The organism is Paenibacillus bouchesdurhonensis, assembly GCF_900155685.1.
Lineage (GTDB): Bacteria > Bacillota > Bacilli > Paenibacillales > Paenibacillaceae > Fontibacillus > Fontibacillus bouchesdurhonensis.
The window spans coordinates 637,820-657,193 of sequence record NZ_LT732547.1 but is presented as its reverse complement, the minus strand read 5'-3'; the positions used below and the strand labels follow the sequence as shown (position 1 = coordinate 657,193).

Here is a 19,374-nt window from a genome sequence, read left to right as displayed (position 1 = left end):
CTGCTTGTCAGCGCCTTCTTAATGATTGTGCCCGGAGTGATCCATCTCTCCGCCTCCGCTATTCTCTGATCCGAATTGATCCATTTGGAACTGATCCAGTTCGGATTTAGCCGCGGCGTCACCATGGTTATGTCCGGCGTGCTCACCCTCAGGAGGCGGTAAGAACGTCAGGTGTGTGGAGGAGTATGTCTTTCTACCGGCATGCTTCATATCCAGCAGGGACTGAAATTCCTCCTGCGTCAGCTCAGAAGCCGTGCTCTTGACTTCATCCACCCATTCGTTATATTCATCCGGGGTCATGGCAAGCACCTCAAATTCCATGTGGGCAAAACCTTCACCCGAGAAGTTTGCATTCTTGCCCACAAAGGATCCGGAATGCTCTGCGACGAGATTCAGCTTCGTAACCATATCGCTCATCGCATATTTCTGGCCACCAAGCTGAGGCACCCAGAAGCTTGTGATTGGCCCGTACGCATACAGACGGAATTCGACCGGACGATGAGTCGGGATATTGACGTAGTTCACTGTCTCGATCCCTTCCTCTGGATAGCTGAAATGCCATTTCCAGTTGGAGGATGCTGCGTAAATAACCATAGGCTTCTGATCTTGATAATCTTTAGGTACAGCCTCAACCTCGTTTGTACTGCGAATCGTAACAACCGATAGCATGATGACGATCGCTAGCGGAATTGCAGTCCAGGTAATTTCAAGCCACGTCTTCCCTTCATCATGAGGCGGCTCGTAGTCCGGTGCAGCCTTGGAGGCCCGGTATTTAGTAAGCATGTAAACATAGAGTACATAAACAACGAACAGTATAAGCGCCATCGTGATAATGGAGAATATAATGACGTCGGATTGAGTCTTGGCTACTGGCCCCTTTGGATCCAATACCGTAAGAGTACTGCAGCCGGACAGAAAGACAAGCAGCGCTGAAAAAGCGATTAACAGCAGCCCTCTTCTTTTCATAAGATTCCGTTACCCCTTTCTAAGCAATAAGTTTTCACGAGGAAATTCCAGCGCGACATAGTAGTCACGTGAGAACTTTAGTATTACAACTAAGAACAATGTTAGGAGTCGCCAAAACTAAAAACAAACCACAGAGAAAGTAAGTTATGTAATATTTTTACATATAACTGCAAAACCGTCACTTTCCCCACCCCCTATAAAGTTGATATTCGGCCGTATTCGCTCAAAAAACGTCAAATTCGGCGATTTTGATAATTGTTCACAATGATTCTTTCCAGCACCATAGTTCGCAGAATTGTCATAATAATATTCGAGCTTTGTAACTAAAATCACATACACTCAAGCCGCTATCGATTATGTCGAACTTTAATTCAATTTGCCATTTCAGGAGGGATGCAACGGTGATGAACACCTAGCCATGTGAACAGCATGTAATGAAAACTAGACATAGTTCTCCTACAAAAAAACACTTGGAGGGCAAAGGAGGAGCAATGCTGCAGGATAGCAGATCCAGAGGACTGCACTAGTAGCAGAGGTGGCTGAGCCAGCATCCTATCGAAGTCCAGACGCTAGGCTCAGGCCAATTTAAGCAGGTTCTCTGTAAGCAGTTGCCAATACTCTTGGTTTACAGCAGTTCTTTACGAAGCTGTTCCGGAGATTTAGGGGACAACAGGCCGAATGGAATATCAAATACGGTTCTGGCCCCGGATTCGCCAGCTTGGGATAGCTTATATACGGCACGGGCATAGGCCACCAGAACACTTGCCGTAAATTCGGGATTGCTGTCGAGCTTTAGGCCGAATTCAATAATTTGCGTGTTGTTTTCTCCCGTACGACCGCTTCTCAATACTTTTCCGCCATGCGGCATAGCGGAATGTTTGGTCTTAAGCTCTTCTTCGCTTATAAAATGAACTGTTGTCTCATAGTCGGCGAAATAGTTAGGCATTTCCTTAATTTCACGCTCGATCTTTCCTGAATCGGCCCCATCTTCAGCGACAACGTAGCATTCCCGAACATGCTTCTCTCTCGTGGACAATTCCGGGTTTTCCCCTTTACGCACGCGATCTACAGCTGTTTCAACCGGAATGGTATATTGCACTCCGCCCTTCACGCCATTCACGCGGCGAATCGCATCGGAATGCCCTTGGCTTACGCCCTTGCCCCAGAATGTGTACTCATTGCCCTCAGGAAGAATAGCCTGTCCAAGTAGACGATTCAAAGAGAACAGACCAGGATCCCAGCCCGTCGAGATGACACTTACATTTCCCCCTTTGACGGCAGAGGCATTGACGATTTCGAAATACTCAGGAATTTTTGCATGTGTGTCAAAGCTGTCCACCGTGTTGAACATAGCGGCTAGCTCCGGCCCTTGCTGCGGAAGATCCGTGGCCGAACCTCCACAAAGAATCAACACGTCGATATCGCCCTTGTATTTCTCCAACTCGGAAATATGCACGACGCCACTTGCTGCCGCGACATCGTCCGGGTTTCTTCTTGAAAAAATTGCGCGGAGCTCCATATCCGAATTTTGCTTGATTGCCTTCTCCACGCCCCGTCCTAAATTCCCATATCCTACGATACCCACTTTGATGTTCGCTGCCACTTTACGTATCCTCCTTCAAATTTAGCTCTTCATTATTTTATCTTACTATGGGTCATTTTTAAATCTTTAGCCTCATAAGTTAAGCATTACTTCGCTCATCACTATAAGCTTGCGCAAAAAAACTTCACGAAAATGTCAAAAAGGTACGGTAAGCGGCGGATACCCTATTGGGGATTACGCTTCACATGAAAAAGTCAGCCTTATGCAAAAAACTCGGGTACTCTCGTCGAACGACAAAAGTACCGAGTTTTTTTACGTGCTTGCTGATATTCTCCCGGAGGATGGATTCTCTGTCTTGGCTCCAATTAAGCAGAACGACGCCAGGAGCATGCCGAGCGATGCGCTAACGAACAGAGCCGGATATCCGAACTGATCGATGATCCAGCCTAGCATAGGCGGGGAGCAGATTGCCGCAAGCGATGACACGAAATAATATATTCCGGTTCTCGTTCCAATGCTCTCCTCTCGCCCTGTGGCTACAATCCAAGGATACGAGTTGATATTAATGCAGGCCCAGAATAACCCGCCGACAATAAGCAGCCCGCGCAGCAACAGCACGGATTGAACGAACACGAGTGAACCGAAGATGACGAATAATCCCAGCACACCAATCGCAATGATTCTCTTCTTGCCGAATTTTGCGCCAAGCCACCCGCTAGGAAGGGCAAAGGCAAGAAACGCCAGAGAGAAGAACGTTAATGAGAAGGCCGCTTCGTTATCGCTCATGCCGATATATTTTGTCCCGTAGAGTGTGAACAGAGCTTCAACCCCTTGGTAGGCAACGAACCAGAAAAAGATCGCTCCCAAAATGAACAAGGTTGTGCGGTCGAGCTGGTCTTTAATCCGCACCTGATGCTTGGACGGTTCCTGGGTACGATCCTCTGAGCGAAACGGATTGCTATGACCATCGCCATAGCCTGTAAGGAGTACCGGCTCCTTAATGAAGCTCTTCAGAATCACCATCGAAATCAGCATAATCAATCCAGCACACAGAAACGGCAAATAAGGAGCCGCTTTATAGAGCGGCGAGCCAATTCCAAAGGCTAGAATAGAACCAAGCCCGCCCATAAAGTTAATGACCCCGTTGGCCTTCGTCCGCTGGCTCTCCGGTGTAATGTCCGGCATGAGCGCCACGGTAGGCGAGCGGAATATGCTCATGGAAAGGTTCATCAATACCATAAAAATAACCAAACTTACAAAGCCCGTATGTAAAGGAATCAACGTGGCAAACACGGCGCCTAGCGGCATGCCGATTATCAAATAAGGCATCCTTCGGCCGTACTTACTTCGCGTCTTGTCGCTGCGATGGCCGATCCACGGCTGCAGAAACATCGCAAAATAATTATCGATCGTCATCATGAACCCGATCATGGCTACGCTTTTTAAGTAATTGCCCAAAAAAAGCGGTACAAACGCATTATATAGCGCCCATGTGATGCTGATACTGAAAAAGCCGAGACCGAGCAGCCACGTTCTTCTCATCCCATTAACCCCCTTCAGCCGTCAACAGCTCGGACAAACGGTCGGGATAATCGGTTATAATTCCCGCCACGCCAGCTTGAATCAATGCTCTCATCTCACTTTGCTCATTGACCGTAAACGGGTGATAAGGCATTCCATATTCAGAGGCAGCGGCTACCAGCTCAGGAACTACAGCATATTGAAAAGCATGGAGCGCTTCGGCGCCGATCCGCTTGGCATAAGCCCATGGCTCATACAACCCTTCCATATACAGAATGCCCGTCCGTATTTCCGGGGCTAGCCGTTTGCATTCGACTAACGAATAATGATTGAAGCTGGAAATGATGACGCGCTCGGTTAGCGCAAATCGGCGAACCATTTCAATGACTTTGCTCTCGAGTTCAGGATAACGTACGACACCGTTTTTCAGCTCCAAATTAATGATCGTGTCCAGCGGCTTGACGAGCTCAAGCAGTTGCTCCAAGGTCGGGATCTTCTCTCCCCGAAAATCCTCATGAAACCAAGAGCCCGCATCCTTCGACGATAACTCGGCTATCGTCACATCCTTAACCCATTCTGGAGAGCCTGTTGTACGGTGCAGCGTTTCGTCATGAATCAGCACCAGATGCCCGTCCTTCGTCATTTGTACGTCAGTCTCAATGCCAGTAGCACCAAGCTCCAGAGCACGCTTGAAAGCGATCATAGTATTCTCGGGACAATGCCCCGCCGCGCCGCGATGCGCAAAATTTATCACTTGAGCCATGCTTCCTCTTCGCCTCCCCTGCTTTGCATTTATTTTCTCATAATATTAACCATACGCCTATCATAATCCTGCATTGTTAAAACTGTATAACGCGAGAAATAAATGTGGGATGCGCACACCAAAATGCGCCCTGAACTCAGCCTATGTCCATACAGCCGTGCTGAACCTGCTGAACGCAGCCAGTTCAAGGCGCATATTAAGTCAGCCGTCAGCTATTTGTTATTTGGTTCATTCCCACTTAGCCGCCGCTCTCCGTCCTCAATACGCGATTTAACCATTCCGCTTCTGATAGCGCCCGCGAATCTCCTGTTATATCGCCAGGCCAGCTTGCCTTCCCGATTAGATAGCCTTCAAGCGGCATGCCTACATAGTCGAAAGTATACTTCAGCTGCTGAATGAGCGGCAGTGCCTTAATCCGCGGATGATCTCCACCAACGACAATAATGTAGGCCTTCTTGCTCGCCATAGCTGCTTTGAAATCGAAACACGAATCGCGCAAGCTCTGCGACCAGCGGTCGATGAAATTTTTTAATATTCCCGAGATGCCATACCAATAGACCGGGGTTGTAAACACGAGTATATCGTGCTGAAGCACCTCGTGAATAACGGCATCATAATCATCGTCAACTGGATCAAATCCGCCCTCATCATGCCTTTGATCATGAATCGGCAATATTGTCTTTTCCCTCAGAAAAATATTCGTTCGAGCCAGTCCCTCCATGACCACCTCCGTCAACGTTTCCGTATTGCCTCCTTCTCTCGTGCTGCCATGCAAAACCACAATGCTCATACGTCCACTCCCTCACATGAGTATATTTCTTGCCTTCCAGCAAAAAACGCTCCTGCACCGCCGCTCCCCACCTTCTGGCGAGGAAGAAGCCCGACTATGGTCGAGGTCAAAAACCGTCCCCAGCCCGTTATGCCTCTCCTTGAAAACCGATAAAATAAAGTCATAAACAACGGATTGCAGTATCACGATGACAATATATGAAAGTGAGTGGTGTAAGATGAGAAAATTGTATCGTTCAAGAACAGATAAACAAATTACCGGTCTTTGCGGCGGTATTGCCCGCTATTTCAACATAGATTCGACTGTAGTTCGCCTGATTGCGTTAATCGCGGCCATTTGCAGCTTCGGCACTGTCGTTGCTATTTATTTGATCGCAAGCTTGATTGTGCCTAAAGAGCCTGCTGGCGGCATGCATTACGACTATAACGATTACGGTTATGACGAGCAATATTCTAAATTCTAAATTCTAAATAAAACGAAAAGGAGTCCTGAACATGAGCATATTGAACAGACTGTCCAACTTAACGAAAGCAACCATTCACGAGGTATTGAATAAACTGGAAGATCCGATCTTAATGACCGGCCAGTATTTAAGAAATCTGGAAGAGGACATCGCCACGAATGAAAACCTCATCCGCGATCAGAAGACAGCGGCTAAGGTTAATGAGCAGAAAAGCCTTGATGCATCGCGCAATGCCCAGCTTCAGGAACAAAAAGCCTTGGATGCTTTATCCGCTGGAAATGAAGAAGCCGCTCGCCGTGCAGCCGTAGCCAAAATTCACTATCAGGATGAGGCGGAGAATTTTGCGGCTAACGCCAAGCAAGCGGAGAGCCAAGTTTTCGAGCTTGAGCTGCGCCTGAAGGAGGCGAAGGAAGAGCTGGCTCAGCTTAAAGAGAAGCGCAAAGAGCTGGCAGAGCGCGCCCGCAAAGTAGAGCAATCCAGCCAAGCGGAATGCCCAAACTTTAGCCAAGGCACGTATAGCGGTGCAGCAGCAAGAGGTTTCGAACGCATGGAAGAGAAAATTTCCGAATGGGAGGCAAACATTTCGAAATTCGGCAGCCCCTTCAGCGCAGAAACGGCGAACCCTGACAACGACCCGGCTGTAAGCGAGGAGCTCCAGCGTTTGAAGAATCAGCTGTACTCCGATAAAAACAAATAATCGCCCTATCGCATCAACAAGAAAAATACTCTCTTCGAGTTAAATAGACCAATAAGAGGATATTATGTTCAATATATGAACATGTATCCTCTTTTCTCGCCTAGAACGTTAGATGCCATTACAGGAAAAACAAATTAATGTAATCAAAGAAAAGTGGGAGGATGATCCACGTATTTCTGCATGTATGATGTATGAATCGTTTACAAAAGGGGAAGGGGACAAATACTCGGATGTTAAGTTTTATGTCTATTTAAAGAATACGGAAAGGGGACAATTTGAGTCTTCTGACTGGATGAAAGATATTGCCCGTATGATTTACTCTTTTTTAATGCATCATGCGCTTCGATATACAACTTGCACCTTACGCCGAGCATGAATCGCGGATTTTCTCGTTCTAAATGGATTTATAGTCGTTAGTTACTGCGATAAAGAAGGAAAAGTAGATTTAAATGGATTTCATGTCGTTAGAAGAGGGGAGACGGGCATCATGGGCTGGATTCTTAATTTTAGGCGCCTAAAATCCATCTAATCCCCTAAAGTATTCGTTTATAGCATAATTAGATACACGAATTCCATTTAGTTTTTTGGCGGCCTAATGTTGGGTAGCTTAGTGTTCGGTAGCTTAGTGTTCGGCAGCTTAGTGTTCGGCAGCCTAATGTTCGGGCAGCTCAGTGATCGGCAGCTTATATAAGATGCGCTAAAGAGTGGGATGCAGGCGAGGAAAAATTGGATTCCGCAAGAAACAGATAGCTTTCTGAAAAAAAGGGGCGCCCCTCCGTCATCTATGATGACTTTTGGGGCGCCCCGTCCTTTAATGTATCTTAATCAGACGCGATTATTTCTTGCCTTCCTTGCTCTTGAACATTTCGCCAATGGCACCGATGCTGCCCAGTGTTTCGATCGCATTGGAAGGGATAAACATTTTGTTCGCCGCTCCCTTGGACACTTCTGTCAATGCTTCGAAAGAACGGTAAGCAAGCACCTGCTCATCCAGGCCTGCCTCACGAATCAACTGGATTCTAGCCTTCTCCGCCTCGGCAACCGCTTCAATCGCCTTAGCTTCCCCAAGTGCTTCCAGCTCCTGGGCTTGACGCAGACCTTCCGCTTCGCGAATGCGCGCTTCCTTGTCACCCTCGGCCTTGAGGATCTTACTTTGCTTATCCCCTTCGGCGCGAAGAATCATATCCTGCTTGGCCGCTTCCGCCTCTAGAACGATCGCACGCTTGTTACGCTCCGCCTTCATTTGTTTATCCATCGCTTCCTGGATATCCAACGGAGGCTTAATGTCGATGACCTCGACGCGCTCGATCCGCACGCCCCATTTCTCGGTGGCTTCATCGAGAGCAATCCGGATCTCCGTGGAGATTTTCTCCCGGCCGGACAACGTTTCATCAAGCTCCAGCTTACCGATAATTTGACGCATTGTTGCCGTCGAGATATTCCGGACACCATATACATAATCTGAAATACCATATGTTGCTTGCTCAGGGCCTACCACTTGATAGAAAATAATCGTATCGATTTGAACTTGTACGTTATCCTTCGTGATAACGGTTTGCGGCGGCACATTGGCCTGTTGAATCCGCAGGTCGTGATTTACACGAACCTTGTCAATTACCGGAATCAAAATATTCAGACCCGGTGTTAGCAGGCGGTGAAACTTACCAAGCCGCTCCACGACTCCGACCCGCTGTTGAGGAACGATTTTGACTGTAAGCGAAATGAACATAAATACAACAACGACAATAACGACGATAATCGCAAATTCCATTAAATAAATTCCTCCCATCTTTCTACTTCGATAATAGTACTTCCTCGCTTCATTACCCGCACCAACTCATCCTTAGCAATGAATTGTGTGGATGTGGCGCTCCACGTATCTCCCCCGATCTTTACAATGCCATATTGACCCGGTTCAATGGCTTCAACCACCACTCCCTGCTTCCCAACCAATTCCGTACCGGCATCCTCATACCCCTTGGAAGTCCGCAGTCTCTTCGCGAGCGGTTTCGTAAACGCCGTCAGCAAGAGGGCCACTACGCACCCTACAATTACTTGGAGCAATAAAGCATCCGGAACGAACCAGGCAACCACAGCTGCCGCGACCGCCCCGATACTAATCCAAAGAAGGTAAAAGGTCAAGGTCATCATTTCAAGCACTAACAATATTCCGGCGGCAATCAGCCAAATTACCCATGTATGCATCCTACCGATACACCACCTTTCCGCAATTATAATAGTATATACGGTGTTCCAGGCAAAAAGTATCAAGAATTAAAACCCTATTGTGCAAATACTTAGCAAGCAATAGAACCAACGCTCTCCATGTTTACCCTTATTTTCAAGAATACCAAAATCAAGCTCAATTCACAGTTAATTTCTTCCTGTTCCCCCTTTCTAAATGCACTATGAACGGAAAAGACAGCTATGAAGGATTCACCCTCAAAGCTGTCTTAGTTATATTCTACCTGACAACCGATTTATTCATAAATTAAGCCTGTGCCACATCTAAATCCACGTTGCGCTTGAATACATCCTCATCATTTTCGCCAAGCACTTTTCCGGTAATTACACCAGCTGTGATGGAGTCATTCACGTTAAGCGCCGTACGTCCCATATCGATCAACGGCTCAACCGAGATCAAGAGCCCCGCCAAAGCGACCGGCAAGTTCATTGTCGACAAGACGATCAAAGAAGCAAATGTCGCTCCGCCGCCTACCCCAGCCACGCCGAAGGAGCTGATCATGACGACTAGAATCAAAGTGAGAATGAAATCCCAGCTCGTGGGATCAATGCCGACCGTCGGAGCAATCATCACAGCGAGCATCGCCGGATAAATACCGGCGCAGCCATTCTGGCCAATCGTCGCCCCGAAGGAGGCCGACAGGTTGGCGATACCGTCAGGTACGCCCAGCCGCTTCGTCTGCGTCTCCACGTTCAATGGGATCGAAGCGGCACTCGAACGCGATGTGAAGGCGAACACGAGTGTCGGCAGTACTTTTCTAACATATTGCACTGGATTGTATCCGAAGATGGCCAGCAGGATCAGATGAATTATGAACATTACGATCAACGCTACATAAGATGCCCCCACGAATTTGATCAGCTTCAAAATTTCCTGCGGATTCGTCGTTGCGATCGTATTGGTAATTAGTGCAAGAATCCCGTATGGCGTCAGCCTTAGAACCAGCGTTACAATCCGCATGACCACGGCGTACAGTGCATCGATTATTTTACGGAACGTCTCTGCTTGCTCCGGATTTTTACGATCCAGCCCAAGCACGGCAACTCCAATAAAGGCGGAGAAGATAACGACAGCCAGGGTCGAGGTACTCCGCGCTCGCGTCATATCGGCAAATGGATTCTTCGGAATGAAATCAAGGATTTGCTGCGGAATCGTCTTGCCAGCCACATCTCCGAGCCGCTCCTCCAGCGTCTCCCCACGGGCAATTTCACGCTCACCCGCCGGAATCTCCAGCGCCTGCAGATCGAAGCTGAGCGTAGTGACGATACTGACCGATGCGGCAATCGCTGTCGTAATCAACAGTACCGCGATAATAAGACCGCTGATTTTACCCAGATTTTGTTTTCCCTTCAATTTCATAATGGCGGAAATGATAGATACCATAATGAGCGGGATAACAATCATTTGCAGCAAGCCGACATAGCCGCGTCCAACGAGGTTGAACCAGTCCGTCGACTTCTCGATCACAGCGGATCCGGATGGGAAGATCAGTTGAAGCGCCACCCCGAATAGGATGCCCAGCCCAAGTCCGGTAAACACCCGTTTTGTAAAAGATATATGTTTCTTCTGCATCCAGAGGAGGATGCCTAGCAGTACGAGCATAACCGCTACGTTAAGGATAATTTGCAATGTTTCCATCTTAGGACTCCCCTTTATCACTTAATATTTGACCATTGGTTGTCATTATTAAGTTCATTTACAAACGTATATTATCATAAACACGACTAAATTGGTAGGATTAATTTATAATTGATTTTACGTCCCCGTTCCTCCTTTTATGCCTATTATCATAACGTTTCCTCATAAATATTCCGTTTTCTGTGAAGTCCCTGATTTCGAGGAAATTCTAAATATATTTTTGGGACGAAGCTCTAATCCGAGAATTTATCTGGAAGTCATATCCATTTATATTTAAATATATTGGAAATTTTACCGCAGCCTTCTCCCAACGTTTTAACCACTCCCGAAAAGACTGACACATGGATAGCCGAATCCAACTGCAATAAGCCAGAACCCAATCCCAAAAAAGCCAGGCAGCAAATCTACCTGGCTTGGTTGCTTTTTATTTAATTGAGAAGCTGCTGCATCGCCAAGGACGGTTACCCCGCCCCTCTTGCATCAGTCTCGAAGGAGCTCAAGGATTGCTTCAGCGTCTCCGACAGACCCTCCAATCGGTTGGACAAGCGCACAAGCTCTTCGCTGACCTTGAATTGCTCGGAGGACATCGAGGCCACCTCTTCGGTAGAGGCCGTCGTTTGTTGTACGACAGAGCTTACGCTGGAAATGAATTCGGACAGCACATGCTGCGATGCCCTCAGCTCATGAATCGAAGCCGACGAGCTCTGAATATCGTTTACGAATTGCTCCATTTCCTGGGTCACCTTCTGAAAGATCGAAGAGGCATCTTTTACCGAGAGCAGTTGCTCTCCAAACATAGGAGTTACCTGCTGGAGAATGTTAACCGTATTCTCGATCGCTTCCTGAATTTCCTCCGTCACCGCCGATACAGTTTGAATGGATTCATTGGACTCTGCCGCCAGTTTGCGGATTTCCTCAGCGATGACCATGAAACCCTTGCCTGCCTCACCAGCTCTAGACGCTTCAATCGAAGCATTCAGGGAAAGAATATTCGTCTGCTTCGTCATCTCTACCATAGGCGCCAGAATATTCCGGATCGAATGGGTGCTCTGATTTAACTTTGCTGAGTTTTCTTCGATAACGCCTGTCATCCGGGACACGGATTCCGTCTTCTCCACAAGATTATCCATATATCCCCGCCCCTGTCGACTGACTTCAATGACCCTCCCGGCAGATGCATTCATAGCACCATTCAGGCCGATGACATGATCCATTTGCTGTCCGATTTCATCGGCGATATCCACGCCCTTCTCCGCTTCAACCGCAAGATTCGCCGCACCGGAAGCAATTTCCCCCGTGGCCGAGGCTATCTCTCCGGCATTTTGCGAGGTATCCTTGGAGGCTTTCGCTAAATGCTCTGCGGTTTCTAGCAGCTCTTCAGTGGACATATTCGTCCGAACGACAAGCAGAGAAATTTGCTCCAGCATCTTATTGAAGCTTTGTCCCAGTCGGCCGATTTCGTCCTTGCTTTTAAAATTCGTCCGTACCCTCAGGTTTCCGCGCTCCCCTTCCTCCATCAAGCGGCAAAGCTGCATAAGCGGTTTGCCGACCATGCGGAACAAATAGTAACCGATCGCCAAAGCGACCAAAATTGCGATGATGAGAACGAACACAGTAATCCATATCAGCTTGTCCGCCGCACTTAAAAAGTCACTCTCGGGAGCATATCCAATGATGCGCCAATCGACGGATTGAAGCTGCCTGTATACGACGAGCTGTTTGACGCCCTGCTCATCCTCCGTCGTAAAAGAGGCGTCCCCGCTCTGCAGTTGTCGAGCGTCCAGGCCGATTTGTGATTTCGTCTCAATCAGTTCCTGGTTCGGTGCATGAACGATGACGTTATCGGCAGTCAGAATGCGCACCTCGCCGGATTGGCCGATTTTTAAATTAGAAAGAGTCTGCATTAATGCCTCATCTTTAACCTCGATAAGAAGTATGTATTCCGCTTCTGGATGTTTTAAATTTTGCAGCAATCTCCCCATCGTCACTGAGGGCCTTGCAAATGTCTCAAAGAAGCCTTTCTGCTGCCCAGGAATCCAAACCGGCTTTCCTTTAGCATCCTGTATCACCTTGACTCGTTCCTTCACGGAATCTTCATTGCTGGTAGCACTGGCTCCCGAGCTGGCATACGTATTGGAGAAGTCCTCCGGCGCGATCAGCCGGATGCCTACCAAGCGATCATCCGAACCCCGCATCGCATCCAGTTTATTGCGAATCCGCGTCTCCGCCTCGGTCTTCTTGATGATGTCGACATCAGGTCTGGTCACAGTCTCCAGATCCGTTCGCAGCATTTGGTCTACAGCAAGCTGCCTCGAAATCGATTCATATTCCGCGAACAGGAAGTCCAGCTTGTCTGCGGCCTGCTCGATCGCTTGTGATGAAGCGAGCCCCACCTGTCCGCGAATGATTTGCTTCGACATGAGATAAGAGCTAATGCCGAGCACGGCGGATAAAAGCACAACCGTAGCAAATAAAACGATAAATATTTTTGTACCGACCGACTGAAGCTCAAGCCGCCCCCTACGCTTCATTGTGTTGTCCTCCTTAAAACGAGCATAAAATCGAATCCCTCAAAAAAAGGTATAGTCTCCAAATAATCGAGTCTATACCTTAACGACAAAACGATTGTTATATATGAGCCCCGTAGGGCTCAACATCAGCCCTTGCTTGCCCCAGACGTAAGTCCATCCACAAGCAGACGCTGCATAAACATAAATAGAATCGTAATCGGCACAGCAATGAGCACTGCTCCGGCCGCGAACATCGTAAAGTTCGAGTTCTGATTGGCCTGAACCATATCCCACATCCCAACTGCAACCGTCCATTTATCTTTGCTGCGCAGAATCAATCTGGCAAATATGAAATCCACCCACGGCCCAACGAATTGCAATAATGCCATATAGGTTAAAATCGGCTTGGAAAGCGGCAAAATAATCGAAGTGAATATTTTGAAGTTGCTGGCTCCGTCGATCCGAGCCGCCTCATCCAGAGAACGCGGGATGGTATCAAAGAATCCCTTGGCGATCAGCGTCAGCCCCAGCGGCGCCCCAGCTGCATAGACCATAATCAGAGCAAGATGAGTATCGAGCAGCTGCATCTCTTTAAGCAGAAGGAAAATTGCAATCATACTCATGAAGCCAGGAAACATCCCGAGAACCAGTATGACGGATAGCGCATTTTGCCGCCCTTTGAAGCGAAATCGCGATACCGCATAGCTGGTCAACAAGGTTAAAGTCACGCCGAGAAGCATCGAGAAAATAGCGACCTTCAAAGTATTCATATACCATTGACCGAATAAAATCGTTCTGGAGTTAAACAGCCCATAATAATGCTTCAACGTAAGCGTCTCCGGCAGCAGCGTTTTGCTATAGAGCGAGGTTCCTGGACGAAGCGAGCCAAAGACGATCCATAACGCAGGATAAATCGCGCAAATCGCCAAAATCGCCAAGGTAATATAGCTGGCTGTCAGCCGTATGTAGTTACGAAGTTTTCGCTTGCTCATTGGATCATGTCCTCCTCTTTAAACGACTTTGTTCTGCGATAGTTATAAATCGAGAATGAGGCGATGATCAGGAAAATAATAATTCCGACCGCGGAAGCCATATTGTATCGGTTCTGGTTCAAAGTCAATTTGTATAGCCAGGTCACGAGCAAATCCGTTGCCCCGGCATACTGGTAGTCCCCTTTGACCGGATCTCCTCCCGTTAGCAGGAAGATCATATTAAAGTTATTGATATTGCCGGCAAACTGCGCGATTAACGTAGGCGCCGTCGTAAATAAAATCATCGGCAGTGTAATAATCCGGAATTTCTGATATCCGCTGGCTCCATCCACCTCGGCAGCTTCGTACATATCCCTCGGAATCGTAGTCAGCACTCCCATAATCAACAGCATCGATACCGGAATACCGACCCACATATTGACGATGATAACCGTTACTTTCGCCCAAAATGGATCTGTCAGCCACGGCAATCCGGCTAATCCAAAATAGCCAAGATATTGGTTAATCGGGCCGAATTCGCCGTTAAACATATTTCTCATCACAAGCAGCGAGATCAGCTGCGGAATCGCGTAAGGAAGAATCAGAATCGTTCTCCAAAATCCTTTGAAGCGGATTCCCTTCTGATTGATTAACAGAGCAACGAGCAATCCGCCAAAATAGGTGGTCACCGTCGATAGTACAGCCCAAATGATCGTCCAGGTCAGCACTCCGTAAAAAGTATGGCTCCAGCTTTTGAGAGAGAGCAAATTTCTAAATGTATCGAAGCCTACCCAATCTACCAGCTTGCCTGGCGGCACATGGTTCGGCGAGGAATAGTTCGTAAAGGCAATCATAACCATGAAGATGATCGGCATAATCGTAAAGAACAAAATACCGATTGCGGGAATACCCAAAAAAGTTTGAGCAAACTTATAATCGAGTATGTAACGAATGGATTGCTTGATATTGTTTGCTTTCTTGCCCTCATCGCGCTCGCCGCCTATTTTTCTTGCGTCCCGAATATTTAGGTAGTACACGATCAGGAATACGATCAAGAATAGAAGCGTAATCAAGCTTTGAATCAAAATAAAGATCGAATGATCATATTGGCCAGGCTGCATGTTAGCCGCGGTTCTTGGAGTCTCGCCGAGTGTCACGATTCCCCAAAGCGCATACCTCAGATTAGAAACGAAGTAAATCACGGACGCAGCTTCGAATACGGCAAGCACTGCGCCTTTCACGAATTGTCTGTTGTATATTTGACCCAATCCCATAAAGAGTGAAGACAGTATTGTTGCTCGCGTTTGATGGTGTCGGTTCATTTCTCCTCCTTCTCCTCTCCCTTGATCATCAAAGGAATTACCCGCCGCAGATCGCGGCGGGTGAACTTAATTCCGTTTGTGGCTATAGGCGTTACTCCGCAGCCAGCCCGTTGTTCAAATCCTGGATTTGTGTGATTGCTTTTTCCATAGCTGCCTTTGGATCTGCTTTGTTATCCCAAATATCGGCCATGGCTGCATTTACAGGCGCCCATACGTTGGCCATTTCAGGAATCGAAGGCATCGGCTCCGAGTTTTTAGCCTGCTCGGCAAATCCGGACACGATAGGGTCATTCTTGATTTGATCGGCTTCGAGCGCTTCGAGGTTGGTAGGAACCGAGCCGATCTTTTCATTCAGCAGCAGCTGAGCTTCTTTGGTTGTAGCGAATTGCGCATACAATTTAGCTGCATTCGGATATTTTGCAAAGGAGCTTACCGTGTAAATTTTTATGCCAGAAAAGGTAATCGCTGTTTTTCCGTTCACCGTTGGCACTGGGGCAATCGCTAGATTGTCGCCCAGAGCTTCTTTATAACCAGCAACCTCCCAAGGGCCGTTGATGTCCATCGCTACGTCACCTGCGCCGAACAAACCACGCTTAATGTCCGGGTTAATATCGCCGCTCTTGACTGGCAGAATCTCCGCCAAGCTTTGGTATACCTTCATGCTTTCAGCAACGCCTTCTTGGGCAAGACCGATATCATCTTTATTGGTGCCATTTGCGCCATAGAGGTATCCTCCGCCGCTAGCGATAAACGGATAGTTGAAATACATATTTCCCGCTTCCCACATCAGAGCGTACTTCTTCTTGGACTTATCCGTAAACGTTTTGCCGAAGGCAATTAAGTCTTCGAAGGACTTAGGCGGTTCAGGAACGAGCGATTTGTTATAGAACAAGGCCGTTGTTTCGGCTGCTCTCGGATAACCATACAACTTGCCATCGAATGTAGACCCGATAATTGACGCTTCGGTGTTGTTCTTCATCGTCTCTTCTGCAAAGACATCATTTTCTAGAATCAATCCCGATGCCGCTGCATTACCGAGATGATCATGCGGAATAATGACTACGTCCGCGCCAAGTCCTGAAGGACCATCCGTCGTTAATTTGCCCACTTGATCCGGAGTTGCGACTTCTTCAATTTTTACCTTGACGCCGTACTTCTCCTCAAATTGTCTAGCGATTTCCTCTGTGAAGGCAACCTCTTCCCTGCTCTCCCAAACTAGAAGCTCCGCCCCAGCCTCAGGCATCAACTCTCCATCCTGGACGACGGCGTTGTTCCCCTTGTTCTCTGCCGCATTTGACGGTGCTGGAGTATTCGCGCCATTACCTCCGCTATTACTGCTCTTCGAACCACAGGCGGTCAATGAAGCTACCAAAGTTACTGCTGCGACCAGAACCAGCGCTTTTCTAAACGGTTTTTTGAAATTCATAAAGCTAACCCCCCTAAAATTAATAACCAGTGCAATTACGGAAAAATGCGCAAACGATTTCAGAAAAACCAATCTTTCTCGGTGTTCTATATGTATAACATGACTATTCGACCGATTTTTCGAGTAGAAAGCGCTTTATCCTCGCCCACATCATACAACACAACAATTCTATTGTAAAAACGTTTGCACATATCGTTTATGCTAAATAAAACCACTTTACCTCTAAATATCTAATAAATACTCTTATTTTCGCAAAATATCTTTATTTTTATTACTTTTTCACTACTTACCACCTTTGGTTTATAACATAATCCTTTCTAATACGCGGTTTAATTGAATTTATACTTGTAAATTCCCTTGCTCTTAACTTTTAAATTTCAGGTGTTATTTCATGGCTTGTGCAATGGTTTGAACAATGCTATAATCCAACCATGAATACGGTTAACTCCTTGCTGGCATTATGTTTCAGTTCCAAAACTGAAGGCGCTGTTATCGTAAAGGTACATCCTCGGCTCTTTGTAATTTGGCCCTGGTGTGCCTTTTTTAGCTAGAAAAGCCTTCAGTTTCATTGATTTAAAGCTGCCAGCGTGACGAGAGAATCAAACAACTTGAGTATAGAATCGTTATGTTTCGATCCATACTTATTCCATTAATCCTGTGCGATTTCTGTACTCATATCACTTATTGTTTAGGAGGAAAAATGCAATGCTACTTGAAGCCGTCTACCACCGCCCCAAGCTAAACTGGTCCTACGCCTATGATCGCGATACGATCCACTTGCGCCTGCGGGCCAAAAAAAATGACCTTACCCATGTTTATGCCTTTACTGGCGACAAATACATATGGGATCAAAGCAAGGAATTGATTCCGATGTCCAAAATGGCCTCCGACGAACTGTTCGATTACTGGGCATGCATCGTCAAGCCCCCTTATCGCCGCTTGAAATACGGTTTCCTGCTGCAATCGGGGGATGAGAAAGTTTGGATGACGGAGAGCGAGTTCTCGAAGGAGCGTCCGGCAATCCCGGATCGGCTCTTCGATTATCCATACATCAATCCCGCCGATGTATTCACGGTGCCGGAATGGGTAAAGGACGCGGTGTTCTATCAAATTTTCCCTGAACGCTTCGCTAAAGGCGATCCTAGCCTCGACCCGGACAATGTCCTTCCTTGGGGCGGAAAGCCGGAACGGCATAATTTCTTCGGCGGCGATCTGCAGGGCGTCATCGATCATCTCGATCATTTAAGCGAGCTGGGGATTAACGCGATTTATTTTACTCCTATTTTCGAAGCGACCACGAATCATAAATACGACACGGCCGATTACATGAAGGTAGATCCGCATTTCGGGGATACAGAAACATTAAAAAAACTTGTGAAGGCTTGTCATGAACGCGGTATTCGCGTCCTGCTCGACGCGGTCTTCAATCATTCCGGCAAAACGTTCGCTCCTTTTGTTGATGTCTTGGAGAAGGGCGAGCAGTCGCGCTACAAGGACTGGTTCGTCGTGCGCGAGTTCCCGCTGGAGGTTAAGGACGGAGTGCCGACTTACGATACATTCTCCTTCGAGCCGCATATGCCTAAGCTGAATACGGAAAACCCCGAGGTCAAGGAGTATTTGCTGGATGTTGCAGAGTATTGGATCAAGGAGATCGGGATCGACGGCTGGCGCCTGGATGTCGCGAATGAGGTGGATCACCAGTTCTGGAGAGACTTCCGGAAAGTTGTGAAAAAGGCCAACCCCGACGCCTACATCCTCGGCGAAATTTGGCATGAATCATCCGGCTGGCTGCAGGGCGACCAATTCGATGCCGTTATGAATTACCCGTTCACCGAGGCGGTGCTGGACTTCATCGTCCGGCGTACCTTAGACTCGGAGGGGTTTGCTAATGCGATCGGAAAGCAGCTGTCCCGCTATCCACAGCAGGCAAGCGAGGTTGCCTTCAACTTGCTGGACAGCCATGACACACCGCGCCTTCTGACCCTTTGCGAGGGCAGCAAGGATCTGATGAAGCTTGCCGCGATTCTGCTGTTCACTTACAGTGGAACACCTTGTATTTACTACGGAGACGAGATCGGCCTCGACGGCGATCAAGACCCGGATTGCCGCAAATGCATGGAGTGGGATCCAGCTAAGCAGGACCGCGATTTGTTCGCTTTCTACCAGAAGCTAATCGCGATCCGGAAAGAACTTCCGGCGCTTCGAACCGGCTCCATCCACTTCCTTGATGCGGAAGCGAACGGAAGCAAGCTGGCCTTCGAACGGCGCCTCGGCGAGCAGTCGGTGCTGGTACTCCTGAACAACGACAGTGTCGGCCAGACGATCCAAGTCGAAACGGGCGGCGTGGCGTGGACGGAGGCGTTTGGCGGCCAGGAATGGCCAACCGAGCACGGAATGCTCTCTGTCAAGCTGCCAGCCTACGGCTATGCCATCTTGACGAGATCAAAGTAAGGCGCATCCCGCCTGCAAACCAGCATGAGCTTGGGTGCTATGTACGGATTGTCCGCTGCATCGAGCCA

Annotated in this window: 15 protein-coding genes; 3 read left to right on the top strand and 12 right to left on the bottom strand. The window is 47.9% G+C overall.

Annotated features, from left to right (window positions below; all coding sequences use genetic code 11):
* Positions 1 to 18: 18 nt before the first annotated feature.
* The 5 genes from qoxA to CZ379_RS02615 form a co-directional block, all read right to left on the bottom strand.
* On the bottom strand, positions 19 to 966 hold the full coding sequence (qoxA, locus tag CZ379_RS02635; protein WP_110930189.1) for a cytochrome aa3 quinol oxidase subunit II: 948 nt from the start codon (positions 964 to 966) through the stop codon (positions 19 to 21).
* Between the two features lie 625 nt (positions 967 to 1,591).
* The gene (locus CZ379_RS02630; protein WP_110930188.1) at positions 1,592 to 2,569 is read right to left on the bottom strand and encodes a diaminopimelate dehydrogenase; all 978 of its coding nucleotides are present in this window, start codon (positions 2,567 to 2,569) and stop codon (positions 1,592 to 1,594) included.
* A 252-nt stretch (positions 2,570 to 2,821) separates the two neighbouring features.
* Positions 2,822 to 4,051 carry an SLC45 family MFS transporter gene (locus tag CZ379_RS02625; protein ID WP_110930187.1) on the bottom strand — a complete coding sequence of 410 codons (1,230 nt, stop codon included), beginning with the start codon at positions 4,049 to 4,051 and terminating at the stop codon, positions 2,822 to 2,824.
* Positions 4,052 to 4,055: 4 nt separating this feature from the next.
* On the bottom strand, positions 4,056 to 4,793 hold the full coding sequence (locus CZ379_RS02620) for a glycerophosphodiester phosphodiesterase (RefSeq protein WP_110930186.1): 738 nt from the start codon (positions 4,791 to 4,793) through the stop codon (positions 4,056 to 4,058).
* Positions 4,794 to 5,031: 238 nt separating this feature from the next.
* Positions 5,032 to 5,583, bottom strand: a complete 552-nt coding sequence (locus CZ379_RS02615; protein ID WP_110930185.1) for a flavodoxin family protein — start codon at positions 5,581 to 5,583, stop codon at positions 5,032 to 5,034.
* 217 nt (positions 5,584 to 5,800) lie between these two features.
* On the opposite strand from CZ379_RS02615, the gene CZ379_RS02610 reads away from it, so the two are divergent.
* Both CZ379_RS02610 and CZ379_RS02605 read left to right on the top strand, forming a co-directional pair.
* The gene (locus CZ379_RS02610; RefSeq protein WP_110930184.1) at positions 5,801 to 6,046 is read left to right on the top strand and encodes a PspC domain-containing protein; all 246 of its coding nucleotides are present in this window, start codon (positions 5,801 to 5,803) and stop codon (positions 6,044 to 6,046) included.
* A gap of 31 nt (positions 6,047 to 6,077) precedes the next feature.
* Positions 6,078 to 6,743, top strand: coding sequence for a PspA/IM30 family protein (locus CZ379_RS02605; protein ID WP_110930183.1), 666 nt, complete (start codon positions 6,078 to 6,080; stop codon positions 6,741 to 6,743).
* A gap of 835 nt (positions 6,744 to 7,578) precedes the next feature.
* On the opposite strand, the gene CZ379_RS02595 is transcribed toward CZ379_RS02605, so the two are convergent.
* The 7 genes from CZ379_RS02595 to CZ379_RS02565 form a co-directional block, all read right to left on the bottom strand.
* Entirely contained in the window at positions 7,579 to 8,514 is a 936-nt protein-coding gene (locus tag CZ379_RS02595; RefSeq protein ID WP_110930181.1) for an SPFH domain-containing protein, read from the bottom strand.
* Complete coding sequence (locus CZ379_RS02590) at positions 8,514 to 8,948, bottom strand: NfeD family protein (RefSeq protein ID WP_110930180.1); 435 nt, start codon at positions 8,946 to 8,948, stop codon at positions 8,514 to 8,516. The genes CZ379_RS02595 and CZ379_RS02590 overlap by 1 nt, the downstream gene beginning before the upstream one ends.
* Positions 8,949 to 9,234: 286 nt before the next feature.
* On the bottom strand, positions 9,235 to 10,626 hold the full coding sequence (locus tag CZ379_RS02585) for an L-cystine transporter (RefSeq protein ID WP_110930179.1): 1,392 nt from the start codon (positions 10,624 to 10,626) through the stop codon (positions 9,235 to 9,237).
* A 461-nt stretch (positions 10,627 to 11,087) separates the two neighbouring features.
* Positions 11,088 to 13,157 carry a methyl-accepting chemotaxis protein gene (locus CZ379_RS02580; RefSeq protein WP_110930178.1) on the bottom strand — a complete coding sequence of 690 codons (2,070 nt, stop codon included), beginning with the start codon at positions 13,155 to 13,157 and terminating at the stop codon, positions 11,088 to 11,090.
* Positions 13,158 to 13,282: 125 nt separating this feature from the next.
* Positions 13,283 to 14,128 (bottom strand): sugar ABC transporter permease, encoded by an 846-nt coding sequence (locus CZ379_RS02575; RefSeq protein WP_110930177.1) that lies wholly within the window; start codon positions 14,126 to 14,128, stop codon positions 13,283 to 13,285.
* The gene (locus tag CZ379_RS02570) at positions 14,125 to 15,429 is read right to left on the bottom strand and encodes a sugar ABC transporter permease (protein ID WP_110930176.1); all 1,305 of its coding nucleotides are present in this window, start codon (positions 15,427 to 15,429) and stop codon (positions 14,125 to 14,127) included. Before CZ379_RS02570 ends, CZ379_RS02575 begins: the two co-directional genes overlap by 4 nt.
* 91 nt (positions 15,430 to 15,520) lie before the next feature.
* Positions 15,521 to 16,855: a sugar ABC transporter substrate-binding protein gene (locus tag CZ379_RS02565; protein ID WP_110930175.1), complete on the bottom strand. Its 1,335-nt coding sequence runs from the start codon at positions 16,853 to 16,855 to the stop codon at positions 15,521 to 15,523.
* Positions 16,856 to 17,560: 705 nt separating this feature from the next.
* Between CZ379_RS02565 and CZ379_RS02560 the strand changes: the two genes are divergently transcribed.
* Positions 17,561 to 19,306, top strand: coding sequence for an alpha-glycosidase (locus tag CZ379_RS02560; RefSeq protein WP_110930174.1), 1,746 nt, complete (start codon positions 17,561 to 17,563; stop codon positions 19,304 to 19,306).
* Positions 19,307 to 19,374 lie beyond the last annotated feature (68 nt).